A 15,663-nucleotide genomic window follows, 5' to 3' on the forward strand; every position below is an offset into this window, starting at 1 on the left:
GGAGGACTTCGGAGAAATGGATCAAAACGGAGTGAAACAATACTTTGAGCGTTACGGTATGAGAATTGAAGTAAAGAGGGAGACATCGATCTGTAATCCCAGGCTGTCCGACTCCTATATTTATTACCTGGTGGAAGGAATCGCAAGTCTGACCTCCCTGACCATGGACGGAGAAGAAAAAGACTTCATCTATTTCCCACACGACCATCTCCTTGGCTTTGCTCCGGCCCTGATGCGCCACTACAGAAAAATTCGCGGAGAAAAGCATACGCTGTCCGGAGACGACTGCTTACAGGAAAAGATCCCGTTCGGTATTGACACAAAGACAGACTGCGTCTTCTACCGTCTGGATGAGAGAACCTTCGAGATTCTGCTGGAAGAAGACTCCTGTTTCCTCTCCTACATCATGGAGGCTGTGACCTGCAACTACGTCACCCTGGTCCGCAAATTCCACGATACCCAGGAGGAATGCGCCTCGAAGCGCCTCTATAAATGGTTTCTCGCCTTCAGCAGCCGCGAGGGCCAGTACCGCGCGGTTCCCCACGGCTTCACCTACGCCGAGATCGCCAAATACTTAGGCATGCATCCGGTCACCGTCTCCAAACTCTCCTCCGCCCTGAAAAAAGCCGGCATCATTAAAAAAGAAAAAGGCCGCATCCTCATCATCGACGAGGCCCGCTTAAAAGCTCTTATATAACAGTATTATACAACGGGAGGGGACATATGAAATTCTACATCGCTTCAAGTCTTGTAAACTATGAACAGGTGCGTGACCTTTCACGCCTTCTGAGAAATGCCGGATGGGAGCATACCTTCGACTGGACATTATACTGCCCGGTGAAAGAAAACGACGCGGAGACACTGATGTCTGTCGGGGAAAAGGAATATGAGGGGATCAGGCAGTCGGATGTTGTGATAATTTTAACTCCCCAGGGCAGAGGAACTCATATAGAACTGGGGATGGCAATCGCGCTGAACAAAATAATTTACCTGTGTCACCATGACGATACGTACTTCAAGTGCGATAAGAATACATCAACATTTTATTGGCTCCCGCAAGTAAAACAGTTCATTGGAAATACGCAGGAAATTGCGGAAGAGGTGTTAAAGTTACAGTAAGAGGACAGAAAAAAATTCCAGAATATAGTCAAGGCTAATTTCCTGCCTTCTCCCCGTGTGTTATACTTTTGTCAAACGAAAAACCGGCAGGCGCCGGAAGAAGGAGAAGAAAATTTATGGCAGGTGCAGTATACTCATTTGAAGAACACATGATTAAAAAACAGGCCAGAGCGGAGGACGCAATGTTAAAGGAACTCCGTTCCGGAGCGTATACCATTGACAATCCGCTGGTATCGTACAATCTCTATCTGATTAATCCGCTTTCCGCGGTAATCTCCTTTTATACAGAGGAAGAGACCGCCGTTACAGTGACTGTATTTGGAAAAGCAAAGGAAGGCAATATCACACATACATTTCCAAGGGCGAAAGAGCATGTCCTGCCGGTGGTAGGCCTTTATTCCGGACACGTAAACCGGGTGGAGGTGCGGGAATACCGTGGAAAAGTACATACGGTAGAGATCGAGGTGCCGGATGTATTTGAAGGGAATTCACCAGTTGAATCCATGGATACGACGCCGGAATACTTACAGGACGACTGCATTTTCTTATCTCCGTCGGGGGCGGAGCTGGCGGTGGCTGTTGACTATGCGGGAGATATCCGATGGTGCCTGAACATCAAATGCGTATTCGATATGAAACGGCTGAAAAATGGACATATTCTCATGGGTACGGACCGTCTCGTGCAGATGCCGTATTATATGTCCGGCATGTATGAGACCAGTGCCTGCGGCAAGATTTACCACGAGTACCGTCTGCCTGGCGGCTCTCACCATGATGCGTTTGAGATGCCGGACGGCAGCCTTCTCTGCCTGACCGAGGATCTGACATCGGGTACCGTGGAAGATATGTGCGTGCTGATTGACAGGGAAACGGGTGATATTTTAAAGACCTGGGATTATAAGAATTTTCTGGAGCCTGGACTGGGAAAGAGCGGCAGCTGGTCAGAGAAGGACTGGTTCCACAACAACGCGGTGTGGTACGATGAGAAGAGCCACAGCCTGACATTTTCCGGAAGACATATGGATTCCATCGTCAACATCGATTTTGAGACCGGAAAGCTTAACTGGATCCTGTCTGATCCGGAAGGATGGCCGCAGGAGTGGGTGGACCGCTATTTCTTCAAGCCTGTAGGAACCGACTTCGAGTGGCAGTATGAGCAGCACGCGTGCCTGATCACCCCGGACGGCGACGTCATGTGCTTTGACAACCACCACTGGGGATCCAAGATAAAGGAGAACTACCGCGCGGCGAAGAATAATTATTCCCGAGGCGTGCGTTACAGGATTAATACGAAGGATATGACGATCGAGCAGATCTGGCAGTACGGAAAAGACCGCGGCGCCAGGTTCTTCTCCCCCTATATCTGCAACGTAGAATACTATAACGAAGGCCATTACATGGTTCATTCCGGGGGAAGCGCCTACAATAAGGACGGCGAGATTTCCGAGTCCCTGGGCGCGCTGGAGCAGAACATGGGCGGCACGCTTTTTGCTACAACCGTGGAGCTCTGCGACGACAGGAAGATGCTGGAGCTGCATACCAAGGGCAATTACTACAGGGCTGAGAAGATGAAGCTGTACGCGGACCAGGGCAATTTAGAGCTGGGTGAGGGCTCCGTGCTGGGCGAAATGGGCATCACGAAGGAATTTGACACAGATATCCCGGCTCTGGTAAGCAGCGAACTGATTCCGGACCGCTATGAGGCGAGAATCGAGGATGAGGATGACCGTTTCACCTTCCATGCGAAATTCGAGAAGGGTCAGCTGGTTATGCTCATGCTGGAGCAGGGCGAAGAGAAACACCGTTACTATATTTCCACCACAGCAGTTTCCCACAAGGCCATGTGCTGCGGAACGTTCCTGGAGTCCGATGAGCGTGTGACGAAGACCAATGTGAACAAGGCGGGAATGAAGGGAACGTACGAAGTCTTTGTTGTGATCGACGATACCAAGTATCCGTGCGGAGTATCGATTAAGTGCTAAAGCTGTTTTGCCCGGGAGCGTGTTTGAAAATATTTTCCGCCGCGCTTCAGGGCGCGTCATAAAATCATAAAAATGTCAGGGAAAAGACTGAGGAGGCCGCATCCGCTTCCCCGTACCCTATAACGGGGAGCTTTCCCTGATGCGGCACTGTTATGGCAGGACTTTCCGGTAAGCAGCCGGTGAAAGTCCTGTCTGTTTTTTAAATATTCTGCTGAAATACAGCGGATTTTCGTAGCCGATGATGGAACCGATCTCGCTGACCGGGCAGTCGGTGCTTTCTAAGAGTTCCTTCGCTTTATTGATCCGGATGGAAGTCAGATATTTACAGGGCGGCACACCCACATACTGCTTAAAGCTCCGGATAAACCAGCAGGTACTCATATGAAGGCTGGCCGCGTAATTGGAAATATCGATGTCCGCAGAAAAATTTTCATGGAAGAACTGAACCGCGTGCTCCATATCTTTTTGGATCTGCGGTTTATTCTTTCCGCCCTCTGCGATCTGGCGCTGTACGGTCAGAAGAAGCTGTTTAAAATACAGCGAGGAGAAATCACCGCTTAAGGGTCGCGGCAGCTGCAGCTCCCGGATCATGGAGAGAAAGAGCTCCTGGTAGCGGGAGACACATCCGGTGCGCAGAATGCGGCGGCCTTCCAGACTCAAGCCGGTGCTGGAGAGAAGCCCCGCCGCCTCATATCCCGTGAAATGAACCCAGAAGACCTCCGGCCTGTCCTCCAGGAGATACGTATACTGCTGGTATTCTCCCGGCCCATACAAAACCATGCTCCCGGCGGGAATGGTGACGGCCTCACCGTTTAAGACAAATTCGGCTTTGCCTGAGGCGATATAGAGAAGCTGGTAATCGGGCCGGCCTGTGGCCCTGATGGTGGTCATGGAGACGCGGGTCAGCAGGCGGTAGACTCCGCAGCAGTTGATCCGCAGGGGGATCGAATTATCTTCCAGTTCCGCGTCGGATATATCCAGATATCCCGTATTCGTATACATGGCTTGATTCTCCTTTCATGTCTGCGATACCTTCTATTCCATGATTGTATCATTTTGTGCATGTTTTGTCTAACGAAGGATATGGATTTTTCAGCCCGCTATTTTATAATAAAGGAAAGAATGAAAGAGGAGGATTGAAAATCCATGATAATACCGAGACATTACGAAAATCTGCATGTGCTGCATGAGAATACGGTGGCGAACCGATCCTATTACATTCCGGCGGAAGAACGGTTTGACGATCTGGTGGAAAACAGGGAGCATTCCGGACGCTTTCAGCTGTTGAACGGAATGTGGAGTTTCCGGTATTTTGACAGTATTTACGATTTAAAGGATGAATTTTACAAGGAAGGATACGGGGAAGAGGGATTCGGAGAGATTCCGGTGCCGGGCTGCTGGCAGAATTACGGTTTTGACGGACATCAGTATACGAACACGAGATACCCGTTCCCCATGGACCCGCCTTATGTTCCCGAGGAAAATCCCTGCGGAGCGTATATCCATCATTTTGTCTATGAGCCGGGCGGGGCGGCGCCGAAGGCGTTTTTGAATTTTGAGGGCGTGGATTCCTGTTTCTACGTATGGCTGAACGGAAGCTATGTGGGCTACAGCCAGGTGTCCCACTCTACCAGCGAATTTGATGTAACGCCTTATATCCGGGCAGGCGAAAATAAGCTTGCGGTTCTCGTCTTAAAATGGTGTGACGGAAGCTACTTAGAGGACCAGGACAAATTCCGCATGAGCGGTATTTTCCGGGATGTCTATCTGTTAAAGAGGCCGGAACAGGGTATCTTTGATTACTTCCTGAAAACGCAGACTGGTGATCAGCAGGCGCAGATTGATGTGACATTTTCCTTCTTCGATGAGAAGATGCCGGTCAAATGCTCGGTATACGATCAGGAAGGAAATCTGGCCGCGTCGGCGGAAAGCGTACCGGGAGAAGCTGGATTATCCCTTACGGTAGAGCGTCCGGTTCTGTGGAATGCGGAACAGCCTTATCTTTACACCGTGGTATACGAGTGCGGCAAGGAGGTCATCACAGACCGCCTTGGAATCCGGGAGATCGAAGTAAAGGACGGAGTTGTACTGGTCAATGGAACGAAAATCAAGTTCCGCGGTGTAAACCGCCACGACAGCGATCCGGTCACCGGCTTTGTGATCAGCCTGGATCAGATGAAGAAGGATTTCCAGGTGATGAAGCAGCATAACGTCAATGCGATCCGCACCAGCCATTACCCTAACGCCCCGCAGTTTTACCAGCTTTGCGATGAGCTTGGCTTCTATGTGATTGATGAGGCGGATAATGAGAGCCACGGAACCAACGATATTTACATGGAAGAGGACCACGAGGCCGGATGGAGAGAGCGCTGGAACCACGCGATTTCCGATAACCCTGCATTTACAGAGGCCACGGTGGACCGTGCAAAACGTCTGGTGGAACGCGATAAGAACCGCCCCTGTGTCCTCATCTGGTCCATGGGAAATGAATGCGCCTACGGCTGCACCTTTGAGGCTGCCTTAGCATGGACGAAAGCATTTGATTCCACGAGACTGACTCACTATGAGAGCGCCCGCTACAGAGACAGCAAAAAAACGTACGATTTCTCCAACATTGACTTATACAGCCGGATGTATCCGCCTCTGGAGGACATTCACACGTATTTTGCGGAGAATCCGAAGAAGCCGTTTGTCATGTGCGAATACTGCCATGCCATGGGCAACGGGCCTGGAGACCTCGAGGATTATTTCGAAGTGATCGAGCAGTATGACGGCCTCTGCGGCGGATTTGTATGGGAGTGGTGCGATCACGGAATTTACCAGGGCAGAACCCTGGAGGGACGCCCGATGTATCTCTACGGCGGAGACCATAAAGAATATCCTCACGACAGTAATTTCTGTATGGATGGACTGGTCTATCCGGACAGAACGCCTCATACAGGCCTTAAGGAACTGAAAAATGTGAACCGTCCGGCGAGAGTCGTTTCCTTCTGTCAGGAGACACGGGAAGCCGTGATCCGTAACTATCTGGATTTTACCAATTTAAAGGAGTACGCGTCTGTTGCATGGGAAGTGACGTGTGATGGAGCGTGCATCGCAGACGGCGTGCTGGAAGGGGCTGCAATGCCGGATATTCTGCCTCACGGGGAAGCCGCCATCCACCTGGACTTTCAAGTGCCAGAAGCGGGGAAATGTTTCTTAAAGCTCCGCTATATCCGCAGAGAGAGCACGAGACTGACAGAGGCAGGGACAGAACTTGGATTCGATGAAATTCTGCTGGAGAACGAAGACGGAAGAAACCAGGCCGCCCTGCGCATGCTGGAACGGTGCGGTAAGGCGTGTGCGGACAGGAACCAGTCCAGCCCGTTCACGGTAAAAGAAGACGACCGCCGTCTCTTTGTGTCCGGACCGAATTTTGCTCACGTTTACAATAAACTGACCGGTGTTCTGGAAGAGATGAATGTCAATCAGTGCCGCCTCCTGGAACGGCCTGTGGAATACAATATATGGCGGGCGCCTACGGATAATGACCGCTACATCAAAATGAAATGGCAGAAGGCCCATTACGATATCACGTATTCGAGGGCGTATCATACGGATTACTCTGTCACAGCGGAAGGCGTGCGTATCCATTCGGTACTTGCGATCCTCTCACCAGTTATCCAGAGAATTTTAAATATGGAGGCTGAGTGGCTGATCGGAGCAGACGGAAGTGTGGATGTGAACTTAAACGTGAAGCGCGACACCGAGCTGCCGGAGCTTCCGAGATTTGGCCTCCGTTTATTCCTGCCGAAGGACATGGAGGACGTCACCTACTACGGACTGGGGCCGGTGGAGAGCTACTGTGACAAGAGAAGGGCGTCCAGCCACGGGACATTTACGGCTCATGTGACAGAGCTTCATGAGGACTATATCCGTCCGCAGGAAAACGGAAGCCACGATGACTGCGATTTCGTATCGCTGGCTGGCCGGAGAGCCGGTTTGACGGCAGCGGGAGATAAGACCTTCTCCTTTAACGCTTCCGTGTATACCCAGGAGGAACTGACGGAAAAAGACCATAATTACGAGTTGGTCCGTTCGCCTTATACGGTGCTGTGTCTCGATTACCGGATGAATGGCATCGGTTCCAACAGCTGCGGACCGAGACTGATTGAAAAGTATCGGTTGGATGAAGAAGAATTTTCTTTTGGAATCAGCTTGATTCCGGAGGTGAAAGCGGAATAAAATGAGAATGCCGGTACGGACCCAGACCGTACCGGCATTTTTTTCAAGTCAGCATTCCCGGAAGCGGCAGAAGTACTCCTCTGCCTGCTCCAGCGAAAGGGAAAAACGCTTTTCCAGCTTCTGAAGGATTATGTTTTTAGGAGTGCCTTCTTCAATATGGTCCAGGATGAATGCACGGATGCCCTGTTCCATCCCCTGTTCCACGCCGAGCTTTTCCCGTTCCTCCAGCTTATCTGCAAATAATTCTTCCAATGCGTTGCACATGTCGCGTCCCTCCTTATATTTTTTCCAGTTTGCACGTACAATAAAATCCATGGCCGCCTCGTAGAGCGGGTTCTTTTCTTTCCCTGCATAGGCTTTGGCCAGCGGTTCGATATCCTCCTGAAGGCTCAGGTTCGTCCGAAGACGGCTCAGCCAGGTGAACTCTTTTCTGGAAAGCCTGGGGAGAATCAGAATCTGCATCGGGAACATGAGTCCCGTCACATAGTAGATCCCCGGATATTTTTGAGAGATGTCTGCATGATAGAGATCCTTTAAAAATGCAGCCAGCTTCCTGGGATAGTGGCTGACAGCCAGTGAGATGGTAAGCTCCTCCGGAGGAATTTCCCGTTCTTTTTCTGTGTTGGACTGGTAAATGCAGGCGTACCCTGTTACCCTGTAATAATCGTTGATGCTGAAATAATCTTCCGGGTTCTTATACTCAATAATATTGTACTTCCGGAAAATATGACCGATACTTTTAGAAAGAATTTTATCCGGCTCCGGTTTGATCACAAGGGTATCAATCTGAAGCGGTTTTTCGGTCAGATTGAATTCTTTCAGAAATTCGAGCTGGCAGGGCTCATCCATAAACTCAATCTGTAAGGCTGCCTGGAAAGCCGGATGCCACTGTAAAGCTTTTTTCGTCATCAATTCCTCTCCTGTTATTATAATCAAAAATGCGTCAGGTATCAACAGGTATTCACAGACATTCCCCCTTTGAGTCAGATATTTTGTTTGCGGTGTATCCAAAATGAGTGATGGAAACTTATGGCCGAACTGGCCCTGACGGGATCGTCTGATCCCGTATGACGCCGTATGCTGTACAGATGACAGCCACGGACTTGATGAGCGGTTCTGCGCACAGGAATGTGCGGCAGAGACTGCTTTTATTTTACCATATTTACGGTAGAAAGCCAGAAAAAAATTACAATACATACAAAAAAATTACACAATAGAAATCCAGAAAAATTATTTAAACATAAAATTAAAAATAGCATCGGTATACTTACCAGAAACAGAAAATACCAATTGCATGAAGACCGTCCCTATGATATAGTAAAAGGGTATCGGAGAGCGTTCCGTTCTCTATTTCTGCAGTTCACCGGCAGTTCGCCGCAGTTCCAGGAAAAGCTACAAAAGAGAATAGAAAACAGGAGAGTGATGCGTTTTGAAAGGATAGGGGCAGGAATTTTTTAGCTTTCAGCGGTGTAAAAACGCGGGAATTCAGGAAAATTCCAGTTGACATTTAGGGACAAGTATACTATGATTATAAACAGGAAAAGAACATTTGTTCGCATTGGAGGATAACATGAATAAAGATGATAAATTAAAGGCACTTGATGCCGCCATTACACAGATTGAGAAAGCATATGGCAAGGGTTCCGTGATGAAGCTGGGAGAAGGCGGCGTGAAGATGAACGTGGAGACTATTCCGACCGGTTCCTTAAGCCTTGATATCGCCCTGGGACTCGGGGGAATCCCGAAGGGAAGAGTCGTGGAGATCTATGGCCCGGAGTCCAGTGGTAAGACGACCGTGGCTTTACATATGATTGCAGAAGTTCAGAAGCGCGGCGGCATCGCGGGCTTTATTGACGCCGAGCATGCCCTTGATCCGGTGTATGCGAAGAAGATCGGCGTGGATATCGATAATTTATATATCTCTCAGCCGGATAACGGAGAGCAGGCGCTGGAGATCACAGAGACGATGGTGCGTTCCGGCGCGGTTGACATTATCATCGTGGACTCGGTTGCAGCCCTTGTTCCGAAGGCGGAGATCGAAGGCGACATGGGTGACTCTCATGTAGGTCTGCAGGCCCGTCTGATGTCTCAGGCGTTAAGAAAGCTGACCGGTGTCATCAGTAAGTCCAACTGTACGGTACTCTTTATCAACCAGCTGCGTGAGAAGGTAGGCGTTATGTTCGGCAGCCCTGAGACAACGACTGGCGGCCGTGCACTGAAATTCTACGCTTCTGTACGTATGGATATCAGAAGAATTGAATCCTTAAAGCAGGGCGGCGAAGTGGTTGGTAACCGCGTGCGTGTGAAGGTTGTTAAGAATAAGATTGCTCCGCCATTCAAAGAAGCGGAGTTTGATATCATGTTTGGAAAGGGTATTTCCAAAGAAGGCGATGTGCTCGATCTGGCGGTGAAGGAAGATATTGTGGAGAAGAGCGGCGCATGGTTCGCTTACGGCGGAGCAAAGATCGGCCAGGGCCGTGAGAATTCTAAAATTTATCTCCAGGATAATCCTGCTGTCTGTGAGGAGATCGAGAATAAGGTGCGCGCGCCCGTTACGGACTCGGTGAAGATGGTGCGGCTCCGGCAAGTGCTCCGGCAGGCGGCGCTCCCGCGGGAGAAGCTGCTCCGGAAAAAGAGAGTAAGAGAATTAAGGCCGAACCGAAGGAATCATAAGTCTGGCTAATAAGATGGCAAGGAATCATAAAAAGTGAGCCATAAAGACAGCGATTCATAAAATAAGTAAATAAGAAAAGTAAGGGGCAGGTATGACAGTTACGGAGATCACACCCCTTGATAAGCGCAGGAGTAAAGTCATTCTGGATGAAGACTTTGCTCTTGCGCTTTATAACGGGGAAATAAAGCGGTATCACATTGAGACGGGAGAGGAACTGCCGGAGGAGACGTATCGGGAGATCATGGAAGAGATCCTTTTAAAGCGTGCGGTGGAGCGGGTCTGTTACCTGCTGAAGTCTTCCGATAAGACGGAACAGGAGCTGCGGAAGAAGCTGAAGGACGGATACTATCCCGGGGAAGCCATTGATTATGCCATCGAATTACTGAAGAAGCACCGGTATATCAACGATGAAGAGTATGGCAGACGCTACGTGGAGTACCACTCCACGAAGAAAAGCAAGAGGCAGATTCAGTACGAGCTTCAGCGAAAGGGGCTTTCCAAGGAGGCGGTTACCGACATTTTGGAGGAGCATCCGGTGGATGAGGAGGCGCAGATCAGGGACTACATCAGGCGGAAGAGACTGGAGCCGGAATCCATGACACTGGAAGAGCGGAGAAAAGCCATGGCAGCGCTGGGAAGAAAAGGATTTTCCTTTGAGACGGTCAACCGGGTTTTCGGCAGTAAATACGGTGATGACGGGGCATTCTGAAAATTTGTAACAGTTCAGACGGCGGGAAAATTGGCGCAGGAAGCCGCGTCAAGCTTGCTTGTAAGCGGCTTTATGCGCTAATTTTTACATCGGATGAATATCTGATGCTTCTTGACCGGCTTTTTCGGTCAAGAAAATGTACCGTCTGAACTGTTACCAAAAATGTGTATAAGTATACTGGAAACAGCGGTTAAATACTTGACATAATGTATAAAACAGTTTAAAATTGTAGTGTTGTATTGATGTACAATGAAAATTAAATAAGGAGGTGCTCCTGTGTCAGTATCAGTATTCACGGCTGCATTGATTGCAATCGTCGCATCAGTTGTAGTTGCTTTTATTGCCTGGACTGCTGCCATCGCGTATCGTACGAAATCGTATGAGAGCAAGATTGGTTCTGCAGAAGAAAAATCCCGGGAAATAATAGATGAAGCATTAAAAACCGCTGAGACAAAGAAGCGCGAAGCTCTCCTTGAAGCAAAAGAAGAGTCTTTGAAGACTAAGAATGAACTGGAAAAAGAGACCAGAGAAAGAAGAGCTGAGCTTCAACGTTATGAAAGACGAGTACTAAGCAAGGAAGAAAACCTGGACAAGAAGTCCGACGCAATGGAAAAAAGAGAAGCAGGTCTTGCTGCTCGAGAGGAAGCCCTGAATAAGAGAAACGCCGAAGTAGAGTCTCTCTATGAAAAAGGGATACAGGAACTGGAAAAGATTTCCGGATTAACCTCCGAACAAGCAAAAGAATATCTTTTAAAATCTGTTGAAGATGATGTAAAACATGACACTGCGAAATTAATCAAGGAACTCGACAACAAAGCAAAAGAGGAAGCCGATAAAAAGGCGAGGGAATATGTGGTGACAGCCATCCAGAGATGTGCTGCGGACCACGTTGCAGAGACGACAGTTTCCGTTGTGCAGCTTCCGAACGATGAGATGAAAGGCCGAATCATCGGACGTGAAGGACGCAACATTCGTACGTTAGAAACCCTGACGGGCGTGGAACTCATTATCGATGATACCCCTGAGGCGGTTGTTTTATCCGGATTTGATCCGGTTCGAAGAGAAGTAGCCAGAATCGCATTGGAACGGCTCATTGTGGACGGACGTATTCATCCGGCCAGAATTGAGGAAATGGTAGAAAAAGCACAGAAAGAAGTGGAAACCAACATGCGTGAGGAAGGTGAGGCCGCGGCCCTTGAGGTCGGTATTCACGGTCTGCATCCGGAACTCATCAGACTGCTTGGTAAACTGAAGTACAGGACAAGCTACGGACAGAATGCATTAAAGCATTCCATGGAAGTAGCCCAGTTATCCGGGCTTCTTGCCGGAGAGATCGGGCTTGATGTCCGTATGGCTAAACGTGCCGGTTTATTACATGACATTGGGAAAGCCGTTGACCACGAGATGGAAGGTTCCCACATTCAGCTGGGAGCGGAGCTCTGTAAGAAGTATAGAGAGCCTGCAGTTGTGCTGAATACCGTAGAATCCCATCATGGTGACGTTGAACCACAGAGTCTTATCGCCTGCATCGTACAGGCGGCGGACACGATTTCTGCCGCAAGACCGGGTGCAAGAAGAGAGACACTGGAAACATATACAAACAGATTGAAACAGTTAGAAGATATTACAAACTCCTTCAAGGGAGTAGACAAGTCTTTCGCCATTCAGGCGGGACGCGAAGTTCGGATTATGGTAGTACCGGAACAGATTAACGATGACGGAATGATCTTATTGGCGCGCGATATTTCCAAGAAGATCGAAGAAGCCCTGGAATATCCGGGACAGATTAAGGTCAACGTGATCAGAGAGTCCAGAGTGACAGATTACGCGAAGTAATTGTTCGGAGTGAAAGATAAATGCCCTATAACCTAAGGAAATCAATATTCCTAAAGGTTTGGGGCATTTTTTAATGCTTGTAACTTTTCAGGAGTTTTTGACAGAACCATAGAGACTTATACAATCTGCTGTCAAAACGGGGGGAGGTTCGCCCTTCTTAATAGGGCTGAGCTTTCGGAGGCTGGGCTGACAGGGGCGATAAAAGAGGAATTTGGCCCGGATACGGTGATAGAGGTTTCCAGGGACAAGCTGTTTTCTGTGATTGTAAGCAGGGAGGAGGCCCAGTTTATCTGTACGCTGGTGCCGTTTGCCGCGCCGGACCATGAGGTGGAGAAACAGTTTCCGTTTCATTCCTGTGACACGTGGAAATTATAAAGTGGCGATCGAGGAGATCACCGGCAGAGGTGTCTAACGTAGTGGGGACCTGATCCGGATTGACGAAGAAACGGAGGCCGTCTGTAAACTGGCGGACGGTGTTTTATATATTATTGGTACTGCATGCACAAATACCGGTGAATTCAGCACGAATGCCTCACAGCCGCAGAGAACTTGTATCTTTGCAGTTGTGAGGTATTTTTATTGCAGGGAGCGTCTCCCGGTGATCCGGCAGAGTTTTTACATTAAATTTAAGTTTTTTACATTCTGTGGCATTATGAATCGCCGTAATGTTATAATTGATACTCAATAAGTTTACTGTGTATAATTGGTGGACAGCCATGGACATCTTTGCGGATATTCACAACCGGGCGCCGGACGGAGGATTTTTCCGGAAGGAATCGTGAATTTCTAACCGTACTTTAACCATGGCTTCTGTATAATAAGCCTGTGATCGCATAACACAGAAAATAAAAGAACGAATAACAGGAGGCATTTATGATGTTAAAACACAGAACAACAGCCATTTTGGCAGCAGCAGCCGTAGCAACCACGACATTAGCCTTTACTGCATCTGCAGCTGTAAAGGATGTACAGGCGGATACCAGCAAATCCGCCGTATGCACTTCCAACGTTATGGACCATGCGGACGGGAATAGACAATATAAGTCTGAGATCAGAACCGATGAAAATGGAGAATCGTATATTATCGCGGATGATGGATCGAAGATTTATATCAGCTGGACGGAAAAAGGAATCGGCAATGACGGCAGTGTCATATACAGCGTCGTCGCGGCTGAGTAGAAGGATTTTTATCGGGATACCAAAAAGGATGAGAGGATTTGATTTACCATGAGACTTTTGATTGTGGAAGATGAGGAAGATATGCGGGAGGCGCTGTGCTACGGCCTGCGCAGACGCGGGTATGCGGTGGACGCTGCAGGTGACGGCACCGACGCGGTCGAACAGTGCGGGATCAATGAGTATGATCTGGTGGTGCTCGACTTAAATCTCCCCGGTCTGGATGGCATGGAAGTGCTGAAGCACATTCGGTCCATGGAGAACCCGGCGAAGGTGCTGATTCTCTCTGCCCGCTCGGAGCTTGCAGACAAGATCAGCGGGCTGGACAGCGGAGCCAGCGACTATCTCACCAAGCCGTTTCATTTTGAGGAATTAGAGGCACGCATTCGTATGCTGCTGAGAAGATCATTTATCCAGACAGAGGCCGCCCTGACGAGGGGAGGTCTCTGTCTGGATTCCAATTTAAAGACAGCTGCTTTTCAGGGAAAGCAGCTGGAATTCTCCATGCGTGAATTCGCAATTCTGGAATATCTGATGATTCATATGGGCAGGCCGGTCAGTGCAGAGGAACTGCTGGAGCATGTGTGGGACAGGGAGGCCGATCCCTTTTCCAATCAGGTGAAGGTCTATATCAGCGTCATACGGCGCAAGCTGCTGGCGGTTACGGATGAGGAAATCATCCGCAGTATCCGCGGCGCCGGATATCTGATCGATAAGGAGGAACCTCTATGATGAGGAAATTGTCACTTCGCATGCGGCTGACCCTGCTCTCGGCCCTGGTGATGGCCAGTGTGGCAGTCATACTGACCAGCATGTTTTTATTTGGGGCAGACCGCATTTTCGTACGAGACTTAGAGCAGAAGATGACGTTTCAGCCCCAGGATATTATCATCACCAGTGTTAAGAAAGAGGGAGTCCCTAACGAAAATATGGACTTGCAGGAGATTACCGTTTCCTTGAAAAAGGCGGGCACGCAGTTTAATCTATGGGGGATGGCGGCCCTTTTTCTGGTCCTTATTCTGGGAACCGGGGCGACGTGGCTGATGGCGGGCCATGTGCTGAAGCCGCTGAAGGAGCTGTCGTCCGCGATTGAGGAAATCAGCGGCAATGATTTGTCGAACCGCGTGGAGATACAGGGCGGACAGGATGAGATCGGCCGGCTGGCCCGGTCTTTTAATCATATGATGGACAAAGTCAGCGCTTCATTTGAACGGCAGAAACGTTTTTCCGCCAGTGCCGCCCATGAGCTGAAGACGCCGCTTGCCACGATTCTGGTGAATCTGGAGGTCCTGGAGCTGGACGGGAAGACTTCGCCGGACCGCATGGAAAAGGTGCTGACCATCGTAAAAGCGAATACGGAGCGGATGATCCGTCTGGTGGAGGACCTGATGCGTCTGACGTCAGATGAGGACCACGAGATGGAGGAGGAAGTGGAACTGGGCGAAGTGTTTGCCATAACGCTTTATGAGCTTTCACCGCTGATCCGGAAAAAGGACTTGACCGTCTCCATCGAGAATACGCCGGATATCAGCCTGACCGGCAACCGCATCATGCTTTACCGCGTTATAAGCAATCTGCTGGAGAACGCGGCAAAATACAACAGGGAGCATGGGTCCATCTCAATTGTCACAGGCAGAGAAGATAATGATGTGACTGTGAAGATCGAAGACACGGGAATTGGAATCCCGGAAGAAGCGCTTCCTCATATTTTTGAACCGTTTTACCGGGTGGATCAGTCCCGGTCCCGCACCGTGGGCGGAGCCGGTCTGGGACTTCCCCTCGTAAAGGACATCGTGGAGAAGCACGGGGGAGAGGTCGCGGTGAAGAGCACGGCCGGTGAGGGAACGACATTTATACTGCGGTTCCCTGCCTCATACCACGGTGTGGAAAGACGCGGATGTGTATCTCCTCGACATGGAACAGTAGTCTGCGGCAATGATTAA

The 15,663-nt window shown here is 49.5% G+C and carries 13 protein-coding genes; 11 read left to right on the forward strand and 2 right to left on the reverse strand.

The genetic code is table 11. The annotated features are described in order from the left end of the window. Window positions 1–16: 16 nt before the first annotated feature. The 3 genes from M1L66_RS05615 (at window position 17) to M1L66_RS05625 (ending at window position 3,101) form a co-directional block, all read left to right on the forward strand. Complete coding sequence (locus tag M1L66_RS05615; protein ID WP_187024240.1) at window positions 17–697, forward strand: Crp/Fnr family transcriptional regulator; 681 nt, start codon at window positions 17–19, stop codon at window positions 695–697. A gap of 26 nt (window positions 698–723) precedes the next feature. Then, window positions 724–1,119: a nucleoside 2-deoxyribosyltransferase gene (locus M1L66_RS05620; protein WP_434691443.1), complete on the forward strand. Its 396-nt coding sequence runs from the start codon at window positions 724–726 to the stop codon at window positions 1,117–1,119. A gap of 116 nt (window positions 1,120–1,235) precedes the next feature. Beyond that, entirely contained in the window at window positions 1,236–3,101 is a 1,866-nt protein-coding gene (locus M1L66_RS05625) for an aryl-sulfate sulfotransferase (RefSeq protein WP_434691444.1), read from the forward strand. A 150-nt stretch (window positions 3,102–3,251) separates the two neighbouring features. On the opposite strand, the gene M1L66_RS05630 is transcribed toward M1L66_RS05625, so the two are convergent. Continuing rightward, on the reverse strand, window positions 3,252–4,103 hold the full coding sequence (locus tag M1L66_RS05630) for an AraC family transcriptional regulator (RefSeq protein WP_187024243.1): 852 nt from the start codon (window positions 4,101–4,103) through the stop codon (window positions 3,252–3,254). A 144-nt stretch (window positions 4,104–4,247) separates the two neighbouring features. On the opposite strand from M1L66_RS05630, the gene M1L66_RS05635 reads away from it, so the two are divergent. Further along, window positions 4,248–7,325 (forward strand): glycoside hydrolase family 2 TIM barrel-domain containing protein, encoded by a 3,078-nt coding sequence (locus M1L66_RS05635; protein WP_187024244.1) that lies wholly within the window; start codon window positions 4,248–4,250, stop codon window positions 7,323–7,325. A gap of 48 nt (window positions 7,326–7,373) precedes the next feature. On the opposite strand, the gene M1L66_RS05640 is transcribed toward M1L66_RS05635, so the two are convergent. Beyond that, entirely contained in the window at window positions 7,374–8,234 is an 861-nt protein-coding gene (locus M1L66_RS05640) for a 3-isopropylmalate dehydrogenase (RefSeq protein WP_187024245.1), read from the reverse strand. 661 nt (window positions 8,235–8,895) lie between these two features. Between M1L66_RS05640 and recA the strand changes: the two genes are divergently transcribed. The 7 genes from recA (at window position 8,896) to M1L66_RS05675 (ending at window position 15,663) form a co-directional block, all read left to right on the forward strand. Next, a complete protein-coding gene (gene recA / locus M1L66_RS05645; RefSeq protein ID WP_434691447.1) occupies window positions 8,896–10,008 on the forward strand; it encodes a recombinase RecA in 1,113 nt (370 codons plus the stop codon). A gap of 82 nt (window positions 10,009–10,090) precedes the next feature. After that, window positions 10,091–10,708, forward strand: a complete 618-nt coding sequence (locus M1L66_RS05650) for a regulatory protein RecX (protein ID WP_434691450.1) — start codon at window positions 10,091–10,093, stop codon at window positions 10,706–10,708. A 276-nt stretch (window positions 10,709–10,984) separates the two neighbouring features. Beyond that, window positions 10,985–12,544 (forward strand): ribonuclease Y, encoded by a 1,560-nt coding sequence (rny, locus tag M1L66_RS05655; RefSeq protein WP_187024247.1) that lies wholly within the window; start codon window positions 10,985–10,987, stop codon window positions 12,542–12,544. A 225-nt stretch (window positions 12,545–12,769) separates the two neighbouring features. Further along, complete coding sequence (locus M1L66_RS05660; RefSeq protein WP_187023262.1) at window positions 12,770–12,919, forward strand: hypothetical protein; 150 nt, start codon at window positions 12,770–12,772, stop codon at window positions 12,917–12,919. 498 nt (window positions 12,920–13,417) lie between these two features. Then, window positions 13,418–13,723, forward strand: a complete 306-nt coding sequence (locus M1L66_RS05665) for a choline transporter (protein WP_187023261.1) — start codon at window positions 13,418–13,420, stop codon at window positions 13,721–13,723. 48 nt (window positions 13,724–13,771) lie between these two features. Further along, entirely contained in the window at window positions 13,772–14,452 is a 681-nt protein-coding gene (locus tag M1L66_RS05670) for a response regulator transcription factor (protein WP_187023260.1), read from the forward strand. Next, window positions 14,449–15,663, forward strand: coding sequence for a sensor histidine kinase (locus tag M1L66_RS05675; protein ID WP_187023259.1), 1,215 nt, complete (start codon window positions 14,449–14,451; stop codon window positions 15,661–15,663). Before M1L66_RS05670 ends, M1L66_RS05675 begins: the two co-directional genes overlap by 4 nt.

The sequence above is a fragment of the Hungatella sp. SB206 genome (genome assembly GCF_051132295.1).
Lineage (GTDB): Bacteria > Bacillota > Clostridia > Lachnospirales > Lachnospiraceae > Hungatella > Hungatella effluvii.